Origin of the sequence: Nocardia sp. NPDC005998, assembly GCF_040614395.1 — a bacterium.
Classification (GTDB): domain Bacteria; phylum Actinomycetota; class Actinomycetes; order Mycobacteriales; family Mycobacteriaceae; genus Nocardia.
In genome coordinates this window covers 1-15309 of record NZ_JBEXUI010000053.1, presented here as the reverse complement: position 1 = coordinate 15309, position 15309 = coordinate 1, and the positions used below count along the sequence as shown (strand labels likewise).

9 protein-coding genes and 2 pseudogenes are annotated in these 15309 nt (G+C 66.0%); 10 read left to right on the top strand and 1 reads right to left on the bottom strand.

Translation table 11 applies throughout. From position 1 onward, the window contains the following. Nucleotides 1–185: 185 nt before the first annotated feature. On the top strand, nt 186–2753 hold the full coding sequence (locus ABZ293_RS38420) for an AAA family ATPase (protein ID WP_355189024.1): 2568 nt from the start codon (nt 186–188) through the stop codon (nt 2751–2753). Between the two features lie 461 nt (nt 2754–3214). Here the strand turns inward: ABZ293_RS38420 and ABZ293_RS38415 are convergent, their stop codons facing one another. Next, nucleotides 3215–4468, bottom strand: a complete 1254-nt coding sequence (locus ABZ293_RS38415) for a helix-turn-helix domain-containing protein (RefSeq protein ID WP_355189022.1) — start codon at nt 4466–4468, stop codon at nt 3215–3217. A 142-nt stretch (nt 4469–4610) separates the two neighbouring features. On the opposite strand from ABZ293_RS38415, the gene ABZ293_RS38410 reads away from it, so the two are divergent. The 9 genes and pseudogenes from ABZ293_RS38410 to ABZ293_RS38370 all read left to right on the top strand — a co-directional run. Further along, a complete protein-coding gene (locus ABZ293_RS38410; RefSeq protein ID WP_355189020.1) occupies nt 4611–6413 on the top strand; it encodes an AMP-binding protein in 1803 nt (600 codons plus the stop codon). A 79-nt stretch (nt 6414–6492) separates the two neighbouring features. Then, nucleotides 6493–7713, top strand: a complete 1221-nt coding sequence (locus tag ABZ293_RS38405) for an acetyl-CoA C-acetyltransferase (RefSeq protein ID WP_355189018.1) — start codon at nt 6493–6495, stop codon at nt 7711–7713. 31 nt (nt 7714–7744) lie between these two features. Next, nucleotides 7745–9895: a 3-hydroxyacyl-CoA dehydrogenase NAD-binding domain-containing protein gene (locus tag ABZ293_RS38400; protein WP_355189016.1), complete on the top strand. Its 2151-nt coding sequence runs from the start codon at nt 7745–7747 to the stop codon at nt 9893–9895. Nucleotides 9896–9927: 32 nt separating this feature from the next. After that, on the top strand, nt 9928–11067 hold the full coding sequence (locus ABZ293_RS38395; protein ID WP_355189014.1) for an acyl-CoA dehydrogenase family protein: 1140 nt from the start codon (nt 9928–9930) through the stop codon (nt 11065–11067). 76 nt (nt 11068–11143) lie between these two features. Further along, nucleotides 11144–11356: pseudogene (locus ABZ293_RS38390) on the top strand (LLM class flavin-dependent oxidoreductase); the annotation flags it as partial. A gap of 87 nt (nt 11357–11443) precedes the next feature. Continuing rightward, on the top strand, nt 11444–12316 hold the full coding sequence (locus ABZ293_RS38385; RefSeq protein ID WP_355189012.1) for an SDR family oxidoreductase: 873 nt from the start codon (nt 11444–11446) through the stop codon (nt 12314–12316). Beyond that, complete coding sequence (locus ABZ293_RS38380; RefSeq protein WP_355189010.1) at nt 12313–13836, top strand: aldehyde dehydrogenase family protein; 1524 nt, start codon at nt 12313–12315, stop codon at nt 13834–13836. Before ABZ293_RS38385 ends, ABZ293_RS38380 begins: the two co-directional genes overlap by 4 nt. 144 nt (nt 13837–13980) lie before the next feature. Further along, complete coding sequence (locus ABZ293_RS38375; RefSeq protein WP_355189008.1) at nt 13981–14928, top strand: formylglycine-generating enzyme family protein; 948 nt, start codon at nt 13981–13983, stop codon at nt 14926–14928. Nucleotides 14929–15091: 163 nt separating this feature from the next. Next, nucleotides 15092–15309: pseudogene (locus tag ABZ293_RS38370) on the top strand (hypothetical protein); the annotation flags it as partial.

Below are 15309 nucleotides of genomic sequence, written 5' to 3'. Positions count from 1 at the left end.
TCGAAATGCGCTGCGAGCAACCCGGTTCCCTTCCGATGTTCTGGGCAACTGGGAGCCACAAGTTAGCGAACAGGTGGTCCAGGCGCATCAGCAGGTCCGTCGGGGATCTACCGACAGGGGCGGATTGGACCCGTTACTCGAAGTCACTGGGACGACACTCCAAGTAGCCATTAAGATTTCCCGACATGTCGCTGGAACCTGATTTGTTCGACGTCGGTATACCGACGACCAACGACGGGTTCGTGGGACGGGAACGTGAACTCGAGCGCATCGTCGCGGTGCTGGCGAATGCCGCCCGAATGGTAACTCTGGTCGGGCCGGGTGGTGTCGGAAAGACTCGTCTCGCCGCGGCGGTGACAACGCGGCTGCGCAAAGCCCGTCGGCTGCAGGTGCATTGGGTGCATCTGGCCAGGCTGCGCCCGAACGCCGATGCGAACGCGGTCGAGGACGAGATCGTCACCGCGATGATCGATAGCGACTTCTCCGGTAGGACTCGACGGCAGGTATTGATCGACACTATCGGCCGCACCCATACGGTCGGTCGGGTGCGGCCCTCGGTGTTGGTGCTGGACAATTGCGAGCACGTGCTCGATGCGGTCGGCGAGGTGGTCGCCGAACTACTCGACGCCATACCAGGGTTGGTGGTGCTGGCCACCAGTAGGACCGCGATCGGATGGGTCGACGAGCAGGTCGTGACGATCCCTCCGCTGTCGCGAGGCCAGGCAGTGGCACTATTCCAGCAGCGCGCCGAGCTGGCAGGTCGTCCGGTGTCCGCGGCCGAAGCGGAATTGGTCGAGCCGATCTGCCGCCACATGCACAATTACCCGCTGCACATCCGATTGGCCGCCGCTCGCCTTCGGTATCAGACGGTGTCGATGATCCTGCGTGACCTGGACACTTTCCATGCCGATCGCAGGTTGCGATGGTCGCCGGGATTCCGTGTCGGACGCGATGAGCGGCACCGAGACATCAGCACGGTCATCGGCTGGTCGTACGAGCTGTGCAGCCGCAAGGAGCGCTTGCTCTTCGAACGGATGTCGGTCTTCGCCGCGGGATATGACATCCATCCCGATGACACCGACACCGCCGGGGCCGCCGTCCTCGATGCCGGTGTCAGCCTCGAAACGATCGAAGCGGTCTGCGCCGACACCGAACCGGACGGCTTGGGCGCGCGTGAGATCGAAGCTCTGCTGGAACAGCTGGTCGATCGTTCGCTGGTCGCTCTTCATGTCGGCGCCGAAACCGCAAGGTACTCGCTGTTGGAAAGCTTCCGGGTGTTCGCGCACGAACGGCTGCTGGAGCGGAGCGAGAGCGAATACCGCCTGCTCACCGAACACCACCGCCGTTACTATCGCGACGAAGTAGCCGCGCTGTGCACCGGTTGGGTCAGCTCCCGCGAGCAAGAACTGCTGGCGAGGACCCGCGCCAGTTGGGACAACGTCGCGATTGCTGTCAGTGGCAGCATGGGTCACCCTGACGAGGCGGTGATCGGTGCCGAGATCGCGGCCGGCCTCATCGCCTCGCGGGTTCCATTCATTCGCGGCTCGCTGCGAGAATCACGAAGATTGGCCGAAAGCAGCCTGGCCGCCGCCGTCCAACAGGGTTGCTGCCCAACCGATCTCGAGGTGAGGGCACGTGCGCTGATCGGGTGGATCAGTCTATGTCAAGGACTACCGGAGGACGCTGAACGACTGCTGGAGGAGTGTGTCGCCGTCTGCGTCGTGCCGACGGAAGGAGTTCGGTGGCGCGACGATCCGTGCGCGGATCTCGGTCTGCCGCCCTCTGTCGAATACCTCGCGGGCAGTCTGTTGCTCTTGGTGCACAGCGATCCCAGAGCCACGGTGCTGCTGGCCCGGGCCCGCGCCAAGTTCACAGCCGAAGGAGATTTCGGCGGGGCCTCCATGGCCGGACTGTTCGAAGCGTTGTCGGCGGCCTTCCACGGAACCGCGGAGCAGGCGTTGAGCCGGACCCGTCGACATCTGGACTGCAGCGTGGCCGCGGGAGCACAGTGGGCGATTTCGTGGGCCCGGCTCGCCTGCGCGATCGCGGTGGCCGCGCACGGTGACGCGAATGAAGCCCTGGCCCTGTGCGATGCGGGGCTGGCATTTCAGATTCCGATGCGGGACCAATGGGGCTCCGTGTGGGGCGTGGAGATTCGGGCATGGATCTTGGCGCGGATGATCACCGACCAGACGGACGAGGTTACCCGGGACCAAACCGTGCAGCGGGCGCGCGTGATCGCGCGGATGGCGGGTGGAACTGCAGCATTGCGACAGCAGGTGGGCATCGACCTGTCGAATCTGGGGCCTTTTGAGCAGATGACAGTCGAGGCGATCGAGGTCGCACGAGACATCCTGGGGCACAAGGCGTTCGAATCCGCGCACCGGGAAGGAGAGCAGATATCCGACGTGGCCCTGCTCGTCGAAGAGCATGTGACGGTAAACATTCGGCCCGCTGCCCGGATGGACATCGAACACGGTGGCTCGGCCGGATGGGACGAATTGACAGGCGCGGAGCAGGAGGTCGCGGTGCTGGCGGCCGCCGGGCTGACCAACACCACGATCGCCACACGCCGCAGAACCTCCGCACGCACCGTCGACTCACAGATCGCCGCGATTCTGTCCAAGCTGATGATCAACTCTCGCAAGGACATCCTGGCGTTGCTTCCCCTCGTGGAACGAGATCACGCCGATCGCGAGGCCGAACAGGGCCGTCCGGTCCACGTTGAGGCAGTGCAGCGCTGGCGTCACTGACGAATGTGCCGCCCTATCCGCCTGGTCGGCGTTCATAACCGGATGACGTGGGCCCCGTATTGCAGATTCGCCCCTACCACAGCGATGACGACCGGTTCGCTGGAACCCAGCGCGACCATCCCGCCCTGCCGCACCTCATCCAAGACGCTGTGACCAAGCCACGATCACCACGGACACAGCGCATCGAGCGCGACACACCTGGGCCGACAATGCATTCCGCGCACCCACATGTCCTCATCGTGTCGGCGTGGCAGATATTGTCGAGGCGGAGTGCTCACTACCGTAGGCACCGTCGCCCCGCGGGCTTTCGCCGAACACATGGGCGGGATGCGCCTCAGTGGCAGAAGTCTCGACAAACTCTTGATCGCATCTGGCAGTACCGACGTGGTCCCGCCGCACCGATTGAGCGGCACTCACCGCCTGACCGAAATAGACCGGCAGCCGCGCATTTCGCGCGGCGGTCACTCCGGAAGCACCCGTTCACCGAGCGCGGCCACGACTCGGAGAGCAACCTCCAAGGGCATCTTGTGTTCGTCGAGTGGCTGCGGCAGTAACTGTTCGACCTGCTGTATCCGGTAGAGCACCGTGTTCTTGTGCACGCCGAGCGCCTCGGCGGCCCTGGCCATACTGCCCTGCTCGAGGTACACCAGTGCGGTGTTGCGCAGCCGCGCGGCCGCCGCGCCCCGCTCTGCGAGACCGCCCAATTCGCGCCGCACCAGCCGGGACAGCGCGGCGATATCGGCGGCCAGACAGCTGATGAGTTCGACATCGCGGTACAGGGTGACCGGCGCGGGGGCGGTCTCGGCGGCGATCCGATAGGCCCGCAGTGCCTCCTGATGGCTGACACGGAATCCTTCCACGCCGGTGGCGGGCACCCCGGCGGCCAGCTGCACGACCGGTTCCCGGTGCTGGAATACCTGGAGGCGAGCGATCTCCCGGAGGTCGGGCACCTCCGGCGTGGCCAGCCAGACCCAGAGCATCCGACCGCCGGCGGGCAGCGTCAGGGGACGTGGAGCGCCGAGCGCGGTCGCGATTTCGATCGCCAGCTTCTCGAGCAGTGCGGTGGCATCGTCCTCGGTGGGGTCGAGAGTCCAAATGATCAGGCCGGTCTGCTGGACGTAGAGGTTGTGCCCGAGTTGCCGTGTGCTGCGCTCGATATCGACTGCCTCCTCGCGCAATATCGCCTCGACGAGCTCGCGCCTGCGGGTCAGCACGCTGCTCGCTTGCCGCCGCATCTCGTCGAGGAAGGCCATCTCGGCCCGTTCGGTTGCCCGGGATATGGTGCGGCTCAAGTGATCCCACTGCAGATCCAGCACCACCGGCAGCAACTCCGGATCGGTGATCTCGCGGCAGGCCGAGGTCATGATCTCGGCCCAGCCAATGCGCTGCAGAGTCCGGTAGCAGCGCTGCAGCAGGGCGATGTCATAGCCACGCCGGGCCAGTGCGCGCCCGAGGGCTTTGGCCGTAGTGGGCAAATCGATATCGCCTGGGCGTTCATGCGGGCCCTGACTGAAGTACGCGCCGACACCGTCGTGTACCGCGACCCGAAGCGCCGGCCGAAGTGCGGCGTCGGATCCGATCTCCGGTGCGTCGGCGGCAATGGCGTCGATCATTCGCCCGGACAGGGTGGTCAACTCCGGCTCGGCCACCTCACGGTAGGCGAACGATTCGAACCAGGCTTTGGCCTCCGCGACCAGGTCACGGGGTTGACGCATATCGATTTCTCCCGGGCGTACGTCGATGTACAGGTGGCGTCGGTGGCACATTACAGACCGTGGCGTCGGCACAACCGCCACCGACGGCTTTGTGACTCACGGTACAAGCGTCCCGTTCTCGTGTCACAGCACACTGGCCGCCATGAGCACTTCGAACACCCTGTTGCGGCTGTCACGGGCAGCTTCGCTGTGCGAGCTGTTCCAGCACACCTGCGCGACTCGCGCCGGAGATATCGCGCTGCGCACGCTCGACGGCGGGACCGCATTGACCTGGGGTGAATACGGTGCTCGAGTGCGCGGGCTCGCCGCGGGGCTGGCGGCACTCGGCGTTCAGCACGGCGACACGGTCGCAATCATGCTGACCAACCGCCCGGAGTTCAATCTGATCGATGCGGCCGCGTACCACCTGGGCGCGATCCCCTTCTCGGTCTACAACACCAATGCCCCGGCACAAATCGCCTACCTGTTCAGCAATGCGGCGAACCGCGTCGTCGTGTGCGAGGAGCAATTCCTGGAGCGGGTGCTCGGAGCCAAGGTGGACAGCCGCGTCGAGCACATCATCTGCCTCGGCAACGCCCCGGCGGGCACGATGACGCTGGCGGAGCTCGAAGCCCTCGGCGACCCCGAGTTCGACTTCGAATCCCGTTGGCGTGCAGTCCGAGCGGACGACACGATCACCATCATCTACACCTCTGGCACCACCGGCGACCCGAAGGGCGTCGAGATGTCACATCGCAACGCCATATTCGGCACCGAAGCGATGCTCGGGATTCCGGAGTTCGCGTCGGGATGCGTCGGACGGGTGGTGTCCTACCTTCCCGACGCACACGCCATCAACCGGTGGCTTGCCCACTACATGCCCGCCATCACCGGGGCGGCGGTATATACGGTGCCCGACAGCAAGGACCTCGCGGCGGCTCTGCCGGTGGTGCGTCCGACGGTGTTCGTCACCGTACCGATGCTCTGGTACAAGGTCGAGGCGGCCGTGCGCGCCGCTCTGGCCGAGGAGGCGGGACTGCGCGGCAAGGTGGCGGCGTGGGCGCTGGAGGTCAGCCATCGCAAGGTTGCCGCGGATCTCGCGCGCCGACCCGTCCCGCTACTGCTGCGGCTACAACATCTGCTCACCAAGCGTCTGGTCCTGGCACGCCTGCTGGAACAAATCGGCTTGGACCAGACCACCATCGCCTACACCGGTGCCGCACCGATCACTCTGGAGACTGTGGAATTCCTGCTGGCGCTCGGGATTCCGGTGGCCGAGGCCTGGGGCATGTCCGAGATCGGCTTGGCGACTTCCAACCGCCCGGGTGCGCAGCGGGTGGGCACCGTCGGCACAGCGCTGAGCCGGGTTGAAATGCGCTGCCTCGATGACGGTGAACTGCTGGTCCGCACACCCGGATTGATGAAGGGTTATCGCAACGACCCGGTCCGCACTGCTGAGACCGTCGCCACCGACGGTTGGGTGCACACCGGTGATGTCGGGGTCATCGAAACCGACGGATACGTCACGATCATCGATCGCAAGAAGGAACTGATCATCAATTCCGCGGGCAAGAACATGTCTCCTGCCAATATCGAGAGCGCGATCCGGGCGGCGAGCCCGCTGGTCGGGTCCGTGGTGGCTATCGGTGATCGGCGCAAGTACGTGACCGCGCTGATCACCCTCGAACCCGAGGCGGCGGCCGCATTCGCCGCCGAGCACGGTATTGATCCTTCGCCGCGCGCGCTGGCAGCTGATCCAGCCGTCCGCCTGCAGCTCGACGAGGCCGTCGCCACCGCCAACGCGCGACTGTCACGAGTCGAGCAGGTGAAGGCATACACCCTGCTGCCGGTGTTCTGGGAACCCGGGAGCGACGAGATCACTTCCACGATGAAGCTGCGCCGCAACGTCATCGCCGAGAAATTCGCAGGCGAAATCGACGCCCTCTACGAGCATGGTCAGGCCTGAACACGCTGCCGCTCAGCCATTTCCATTCGGCGGAACCGTCGCGTCGAATCCGAAGCGACAGAACGGAAAACAGGAAGCAATGACGACAGAAGCATTGGTATACGACGCAATTCGCACTCCACGTGGTCTGGGCAAGCCCACCGGCGCGCTGTACACGATTGCGCCGGTCGAGCTCGCCACCGGGCTGATCCGGGAGCTGTTGCGACGCAATGAGGGCATCGACGCCAGGCGCATCGACGACGTGATCCTGGGTTGTGTCAGCGCAGTCGGCGAGCAGGGCTTCGGCATCGCCGAAATGGCAGTGCTGCGTGCGGGATTGGGCGAGACCGCAGTGGGCGTGCAGCTCAATCGGTACTGCGCTTCCGGACTCGAAGCGGTGAACACCGCCGCCCAGAAGATCGCTTCGGGCTGGGAGGACCTCATCTTCGCCGGTGGCGTCGAATCCATGTCTCGGGTTCCGATGGGCTCCGACGGCGGCATGGTTGTCGCCTCGGATCCCAATGCGTACCAGCGCACTCCGATCATTCCACAGGGACCGGCCTCCGATCTGCTGGCCGCCAAGTACGGCTTCAGCCGCACCGATCTCGACGCCTTCGCGGCGCGCTCACACCAGAACGCGGCCCGAGCATGGGCGCAAGGCCGGTTCAAGGATGCCGTCATACCGGTCGCGGACCTCAACGGTGTCGTCGTGCTCGAGCACGACGAACTGATTCGTCCGGACACCACCGTGAAGTCTCTGGGCAAGCTGAAGCCGGCGTTCGCGGCGATCGGTGAGCACGGCGGCTTCGACGCTGTCGCGCTGCAGCGCTATCACGAGCTCGAGCGCATCGAGCACGTGCACACTGCGGGCAATTCCTCGGGCATCGTGGATGGCGCGTCGCTGCTCGCCATCGGAAACGCCCGCATCGGCGCGGAATTCGGACTCACCCCGCGCGCTCGGATCGTGGCCACCGCGGTCGCCGGATCCGACACAACGATCGGATTCACCGGCCCATACCCGGCTTGCCGCAAGGCGCTGGACAAAGCCGGACTGAGCATCGACGACATCGACCTGATCGAGGTAAACGAGGCGTTCGCGGCCGTGGTGCTGACCTTCGCCCAGCAGTTCGACATCGATGTGGACAAGATCAACATCAATGGTGGTGCCATCGCCATGGGGCACCCGCTGGGCGCGACCGGCGGCATGCTGCTCGGCACCGTCATCGACGAACTGGACCGCACCAGCAAGCGCTACGGCATGGTCACGCTCTGCGCGGTCGGCGGCATCGGCATCGCCACCATCGTCGAGCGCCTGAGCTGATCCGCCGCACCAGAGAGGACTTGTAAAGACTATGACCGAGAACATCATCGACTGGCAGCTGGGCGCGGACGGCATCGTGGTGTTGACCATCGACGACCCCTCCCAGGCCATCAACACCTGGAACGCCGCCTTCCGGCAGTCGCTGGCCGACACCGTGGATCGGCTGGAGACCGAACAAGCGAGCTATGCCGGTGTCATCATCACCTCCGGTAAGGAAATCTTCAGCGCCGGTGCGGATCTGAAGGAGCTCGGGCCGCTGCTCCAGAGCACGGACGCGGCGCGGATCGCCGACTTCTTCGACGGAGCCAAGGCGCTGCTGCGGCGGCTGGAGACCCTGGGTAAGCCGGTGGTGGCCGCGATCAACGGCACCGCCCTCGGTGGTGGTCTCGAGCTGGCGCTGGCCACCCACCATCGAGTGACCGTGGATCGGCCTGGAATTCAGATCGGCCTGCCCGAGGTGACCCTCGGCGTGCTTCCCGGCGCGGGCGGAGTGGTGCGGACCGTGCGCATGCTCGGCCTGGCAGGCGCGCTGATGAACGTGCTGTTGAAGGGCACCAAGTTCAGCCCGCGCAAGGCGCTCGCGGCTGGACTGGTCGACGCCGTGGTCGGCACCGATAGCGAACTGCTGCCGGCCGCGCGGGCGTGGATCGCCGCCAACCCGGCTCCCGTGCAGCCATGGGACCGGAAGGGCTACACCCTGCCAGGCGGACGCGCCACCGAGACCGAACTGTCGCAGCAGGTGTTGGCACTGGCGGCCACCGTGCGCAAGCAGCTCAAGGGAGCCGATCTGCCGGCCCCGCGCAATCTGATCGCCGCCGCGACCGAAGGCAGCCTCGTCGGCTTCGCCGCGGCATCGACGATCGAGACCAGATACCTGGTGAATCTGGCGCTGAATCCGCTGACCGCCAATGGGATTCAGGCATTCTTCGACCTCGGGGAGGCGAACAGGAACACCGACCGCCCCGCCGGGGCGGCGCCTTTCCGCCCGACCAAGGTGGCGGTACTCGGCGCAGGCATGATGGGCGCGGGCATCGCCTACGAATACGCCAAAGCCGGTGTGGCCGTAGCCCTCAAAGACATCTCGCCGGAGGCCGCCGAACGTGGCAAGGCGTACTCGCGCATGCTGGTCGAAGCCGCGGTCGCCAAAGGCCGATGGACCCAGCAGCGAGCCGATGAGCTGCTCGCCCGCATCACGCCGACCGCCGACGACGCCGACCTGGTCGGCGCGGATCTGATGATCGAGGCCGTATTCGAAGATCCCGAGCTCAAGAAGAAGACCTACGGGCAGGTCGAGCCGGTGCTGGACGGCGGGGCGCTGCTGGCGTCGAACACCTCGCAGATTCCGATCTCCGGACTCGCCGAGGGAGTAACCCGGCCGGAGGCATTCATCGGCATGCACTTCTCCTCGCCAGTGGACAAGATGCCGATGGTCGAGGTGGTCAAGGGCAAGCTGACCAGCCGGGAAACGGTGTCGCGCGCGGTGGACGCGGTCCGCCTGATCAACAAGACGCCGATCGTGGTCAACGACGGCCGCGGCTTCTATCTGACGCGCCTGTTCATGGCGGCGACGTTCGAGGCATGCGAAATGGTCGCCGACGGCGTGCCCGCTACCTCGATCGAACAAGCCGCCATGCAGAACGGCATGGTGACCCAGCCGCTGCTGGTACTGGACCAGGTGAGCCTGTCGCTGTCACGGCAGATCATCGCCGACCCGGAGGCCGCGGCGGGCGGGGCGGACAACCGCACTGCGGGCGAGGGTGTCGTGATCCGCATGGTCGACGAGTTCGAGCGCCTGGGCCGCGCCGCCGGAGCGGGCTTCTACGACTACACCGACGGCAAGCGCCTCAGGCTGTGGCCGGGTCTGCGCGAGGCGTTCGGACCCGCCCGAGACATCCCGTTCCAAGATCTGCGCGACCGGTTCCTGTTCCGGGTGGCGCTGGAGGTGGCCGCCTGCCTCGAGGAGGGCATCGTCGAATCCGCCGGCACGGCCAATATCGGTTCCGTCATGGGTGGATTCCCGGCCGGAACGGGCGGTGCGCTGTCGTTCATCAACACCTACAACGGTGGCCCCGCCGGATTCGTCGCCCGCGCCCGGGAACTCGCCTCGACGTTCGGTGACCGGTTTCTACCGCCTGCCGGGGTGGTCGCCGCCGCCGAAAACGGCACACTCATCGGCCGCTGAATCTCCGAGTCCCGCAACCTGATCGGACCATCATGAACACATTCATCCTCGACGAGGATCACCTCGTCTTCCGCGACAACATCCGCAAATTCGCCCGCGAGAAGTTCACTCCTGGCCAGCTGGGACGGGCCGCGAGCACGGAATACCCGCGCGCGGAACTACGTGAGCTGGCCGCCGCGGGCCTCACCGCACTGGCCGTGTCGGAGGAGCATGGCGGCCAGGGCGCGGACCTGCTCGTCCTCGGACTGGCCGCCGAAGAGATCGCCTACGCCTGCTCGACAATGGCGGTGGCGTACTTCTTCGTCAATGCGCAGACGAGCTTCTTCGCCGCCCACGCGCCGGCGGCAGTGCGCGAAGACTGGCTGCCCAAACTCATCTCCGGCGAAGCCATCGGCTGCACCGCACTCACCGAACCCGCCACCGGCTCCGACGCCTCGGCGTTGACCTGCCGCGCCGAGCGGGTCGAGGGCGGCTGGAAACTGTACGGAGAGAAGTCCTCCATCACTCAGGCCCCGCACGCCGATGTCGCCGTCGTCCTCGCGCAGACCGATCCGGGCAAACGCGCCAAGGGAATCGGTGCCTTCGTCGTGCAGCTGGACGATCCGACCATCGCGCGGCAGGCGTTCCAGGACCCGGGCTGTAAGCCGATCGGCCGCGGAGCGCTGACCTTCGACGGCACCTACGTGCCCGACTCCTACGTGATGCTCGAACCGGGCTCCGGCTTCCACGGGATCATGCGGGAATTCGACCTCACCAGGACCCTGATCGGGCTCATGGTGATCGGCACCGCGCAGCGCGCCATCGACATGACGGTGGAATACACCAAGCAGCGCACCACCTTCGGGCGGCCGCTGGCGATGAACCAGGGCGTGCAGTTCCCGCTGGCCGAGCACAGCACCTATATCTCCGCGGTACGGGCGCTGGCCTACCAGACCCTCGGCCTGCGCATGGCCGGCCAACCGCACACCACACAGGCGGCCATGCTCAAGTGGTGGGCTCCGCAGGTCGCGTTGGCCGCCGTCAACGACTGCGTGGTACTGCACGGCCACATCGGCTGGTCCGAGGAAATGCCGTTGCAGGCCATGCTGCGCGATATATCCGGCTACCAGATCGGTGACGGCACGCCGCAAATTCAGAAGATGATCATCGCCCGTGATCTGTATGCCCGGTGACGAACCCGCTGCGTCGTAAGCCGGTAACGAGCTCGTTCCCACCTGTCTTCCGAAGGGCCCCAACTTGCGTATCGGCATCAATCTCCATCTCAGCACCGACTCTCAGGTCGGAATAGACACCGTCGCACAGCAATTGGCCGACTACGAGAGCGCAGGGCTCGGCATCGCCTCTCTCCCTGAGGGATACAGCTTCGACGCGGTGAGCCAGCTCGGCTACCTCGCCGCCCGCACCAACAGCATGCGGCTGGGCTCCGGAATCCTGCAGCTCCCGGCGGAGACGAGGTCACCCCGACGATGAAACTCCAGCACAACCGGATCTCGGCGAAATACGCGAACGAGATCGACGCGCTCTACACCACGAAAGAGGGTGCCTGAGATGGCCCGACCGTATCTCTCACCACAAGGCTTGCGCGGCAAGGTGATTGCCGTCACCGGCGGCGCCCGTGGCATCGGCCGGGCGACCGCTGCGGCGTTCCTCGCCGCCGGCGCCGACGTCGCGATCGGTGACATCGATGCCGGGCTCGCCGCCGAGACCGGCGCCGAATTGTCCGCCCGCTCCGGCGCCCGCATCGTCGGACTGCCACTCGACGTCACCGACGCGGACTCCTTCGCGAACTTTCTCGCCGCCGCCGAAGCCGAGCTGGGCCCGCTCGACGTGCTCGTGAACAACGCGGGCATCATGCCGACCGGACTGTTCTCCGACGAGGATCCCGCGATGACCGCGCGGATGGTGGACATCAACGTGAACGGCGTACTCATCGGCTCCCGGCTCGCCGTACAGCGGTTCCGGCCACGGGGCGGCGGACACATTGTCAACATCGCATCGCTGGCCGGCGTGACGGTATTGCCGGGTCTGGCCACCTACTGCGGGACAAAGCGTTTCGTCATCGGGTTCACCGAGACGCTCGAGCGGGAGCTGCGCACCGATGGTGTGGCCGTCACGCTCGTATTGCCGGGCGTGGTGCGCACCGAGCTGTCCGCGGGAACGCGAATACCGAAGTGGATGGAAGGCATCACGACCGTCGATCCCGAGAACGTGGCCGACGGAATCGTCGCGGCGGTCGCGAAACGCAAGCGGCGCGCCGTGAGTCCGAAATCGTTGGGCCAGCTCCTCGCGTCGATGGCGATCCTGCCCAGCGGCGCACGGTACGCGCTGCTACATGCACTGAAGATCGACGTCGGTGCCACGCACGTCGATCCCGTACTACGGGAGCGCTATCACCGGCGGCTCAATGGTGGCGCGGCATGACCGGCAAGATCGAGGTGCTGTCGCCGGTCGATGGCACAGTACTGGCAGCGGTACCGAACGAGCGGCCCGAGGCGGTGGCCGCGATCGTCCGGGAATTGCGTGAGCAGCAACGGGAATGGGAGGCGATCGGTCCCGCCGCCCGCGCCGGCTGGCTGCGCAAGCTGCGCGAGTGGCTGCTCGCAGAACGGGATCGCATCGCCGATGTGCTGCAGTCCGAGTCGGGCAAGCCGCGCGCCGAAGCGGAAATCGAGCTGCCGTTCGTGGCCGAGGCGATCAGCTACTTTGCCCGCCACGCCATGGAGTTCCTCGCCGACGAACGCGTCCGTCCGTCGGGACTGCTGAGCACACCGAAGCGGATGATGCGGATCCACCGTCCCTTCCCGGTAGTGGGTGTGATCTCGCCGTGGAATTTCCCGCTGCTGATTCCCGGCGCGGATGCGATCACGGCCCTGCTGGCCGGCGCGGCGGTGCTGCTCAAGCCGTCGGAGGTGACACCGCTGACGGCACTGGAACTGCAGCGCGGCTGGCAGGAGATCGGGGCGCCGGCGGTGTTCGCGGTGGTCACCGGCACTGGCGAGACCGGTGCCGCAGTGGTCGAGAACGTGGACTACGTCCAGTTCACCGGATCCACCCGCACCGGGCAGGCCATCGCACACCGGTGCGTCGACCGGATGATCCCCTACAGCCTGGAACTCGGAGGCAAGGATCCGGCGATCGTGCTGGCGGACGCGGACCTGGATCGGGCGGTGCGCGGAATCGCCTGGGGCGCACTGCTCAACTCCGGGCAAGCGTGTATCTCGGTCGAACGGGTATACGTCGAGGCGCCGGTCTACGACCGGTTCGTCGCCAACCTGGTGGACTACGTCGCCGGGCTGCGCCAAGGCGACGACACCATGCACTACTCCGTCGACATCGGCGCCATGGCCACACCGGCCCAGCGTGCGATCGCGCAGCGTCACATCGACGAGGCCGTCGCCGCCGGAGCCAGAGCGCTCATCGGCGGCGGTGACGCCGACGGGCCCTTCCTCGCGCCGACCGTGCTCGTCGACGTCGACGAGTCGATGACCTGCCTGCGCGAGGAAACCTTCGGGCCGACCATCCCGATCGTGAAGGTCGCCGACGCCGCCGAGGCGATCCGACGCGCGAATCAGTCGGCGTACGGCTTGTCGGCATCGGTGTGGACCCGCGACCCGGCCCGCGGCGCGCAGATCGCCCGTGCGCTGGAGGTCGGTGCGGTCAACATCAACGACACGGTCACCAATCTCTTCGAGATGGGACTGCCGCACGGCGGGTGGAAGCGGTCGGGATCCGGCGCACGATTGGGCGGAGCCGCCGGCCTTCACAAATACACGCGTCAACAGGCGGTCACCGCGCCGCGCATCCGTCCCCTGCCTTGGGAACCGCTCTGGTACCCGTACGGCCCGCGGAAGGCGCGAGTCGTACGCCGGTTGCTCGCGGCGGTCGCCAGGACCGGCAGCGCGTCGATGTGGCGACTTCCGGCGCGCACCGTGCGGACGTGAAGATGAAGCGCTGTCCGAAGACCACGCTCCGCATCGAAACCCTCTTTCGTGGGTCGCTGAGCGCATCGGATGACGGAAGTAGGTTGGCTCAGCACTGTCTGAGAGTGCATGAGGTTCTGATCGGTTCAGCTGGAGGCACGGACGATGTCGGGTAATGCGGTAGCGGTCGGGCGTAAGGGTATGGCCCGGGTCCCGGGCGGTGTGTTCGCCATGGGTTCGCTGGATTTCTTTCCTGAGGAGCAGCCGGTGCGTGAGGTTGTGGTGGAGTCGTTCTGGATTGACATCCATCCGGTGACGAACGCGGCGTTTCACCGGTTTGTGCGTGAGACGGGATATGTGACGGTGGCCGAGCGGGAACTTGATCCGGCGGACTTCCCTGGTGCCGATCCTGTGGATCTCGTGCCGGGCGCTTTGGTGTTCCGTTCGCCGGATGGACCGGTGCCACTGGATGATTGGCACCTGTGGTGGTCTTACGTTCCGGGCGCGAGTTGGCGGTATCCGGGCGGGCCGGGCACGAGTCTGGATGGGCGCACGCACCACCCGGTGACTCATGTCGCCTATGCCGACGCTGTCGCCTATGCCGAGTGGGCGGGTAAGACGCTGCCGAGCGAGGTCCAGTGGGAGTTCGCCGCTCGTGGCGGATTGGACGCGGCGACTTTCCCGTGGGGTGCGGAGTTCGCCCCGCGGGGGCGGCGGATGGCCAATACGTGGATGGGTCGGTTTCCGTGGGAGTTCTTGCCGGGCAAGGGTCAGGCGGCGCAGCCGGGCACGACCAAGGTCGGGACCTACCCGCCCAACGGGTATGGACTGTTCGATGTGGCGGGCAACGTGTGGGAGTGGACCACCGATTACTTCCGTCCCGAACACCGTGCTGCGGCGGGCTCGTGCTGTGCACCCGCGACCAGTGCCGCCCGCGCTGACGTGCCACCAGAACCGGAGTTCGGTGAGCGGTTCCCGCGTCGGGTGGTCAAGGGCGGTTCGTATCTGTGTGCACCGAACTATTGCTTGCGGTATCGGCCGGCGGCGCGCCAGGGCCAGACCGAGGACACGGCGACGTGTCACCTCGGGTTCCGTTGCGCCTTGCCCGAATGACTGCCCGACCGTAGTGACCTGGCACGACGGCCGCGACCAGGAGTCACCGTCATAGGCCATATCGGCTGGCGGCTTTTCAGTTTCTGACTGCGCTTCGGAAACTTCGATTCGCTTGACGTTATGGCCCTACATGAATTGATATCGAAAGGTTGGTTATTTGATCATGGACCGGTCCGACGAGCAGTTTTCGCTCGAATCCAATTCCGCCCCTCTACCTTCCGGTAATAGGCTTTCCAGGCGTTCGATTCTGGGTGGCTTCGCCGCGGTAGGGGCAACTGCTGCCGCTGTCCCGCTGATGGCCGGGTGCGACAATTCCAAGGGTGAAACTCCGCCCGGTTACGGAACCGGGATCGATGATGGGTTTCATGGCAAGGTCGAGCT

What these genes read in the sequence shown, in the direction of transcription:
- ABZ293_RS38420 (WP_355189024.1), top strand. Translation starts at nt 186, where the DNA reads ATGTCGCTGGAACCTGATTTGTTCGACGTCGGTATACCGACGACCAAC.
- ABZ293_RS38415 (WP_355189022.1), bottom strand. Translation starts at nt 4,468, where the DNA reads ATGCGTCAACCCCGTGACCTGGTCGCGGAGGCCAAAGCCTGGTTCGAA.
- ABZ293_RS38410 (WP_355189020.1), top strand. Translation starts at nt 4,611, where the DNA reads ATGAGCACTTCGAACACCCTGTTGCGGCTGTCACGGGCAGCTTCGCTG.
- ABZ293_RS38405 (WP_355189018.1), top strand. Translation starts at nt 6,493, where the DNA reads ATGACGACAGAAGCATTGGTATACGACGCAATTCGCACTCCACGTGGT.
- ABZ293_RS38400 (WP_355189016.1), top strand. Translation starts at nt 7,745, where the DNA reads ATGACCGAGAACATCATCGACTGGCAGCTGGGCGCGGACGGCATCGTG.
- ABZ293_RS38395 (WP_355189014.1), top strand. Translation starts at nt 9,928, where the DNA reads ATGAACACATTCATCCTCGACGAGGATCACCTCGTCTTCCGCGACAAC.
- ABZ293_RS38385 (WP_355189012.1), top strand. Translation starts at nt 11,444, where the DNA reads ATGGCCCGACCGTATCTCTCACCACAAGGCTTGCGCGGCAAGGTGATT.
- ABZ293_RS38380 (WP_355189010.1), top strand. Translation starts at nt 12,313, where the DNA reads ATGACCGGCAAGATCGAGGTGCTGTCGCCGGTCGATGGCACAGTACTG.
- ABZ293_RS38375 (WP_355189008.1), top strand. Translation starts at nt 13,981, where the DNA reads ATGTCGGGTAATGCGGTAGCGGTCGGGCGTAAGGGTATGGCCCGGGTC.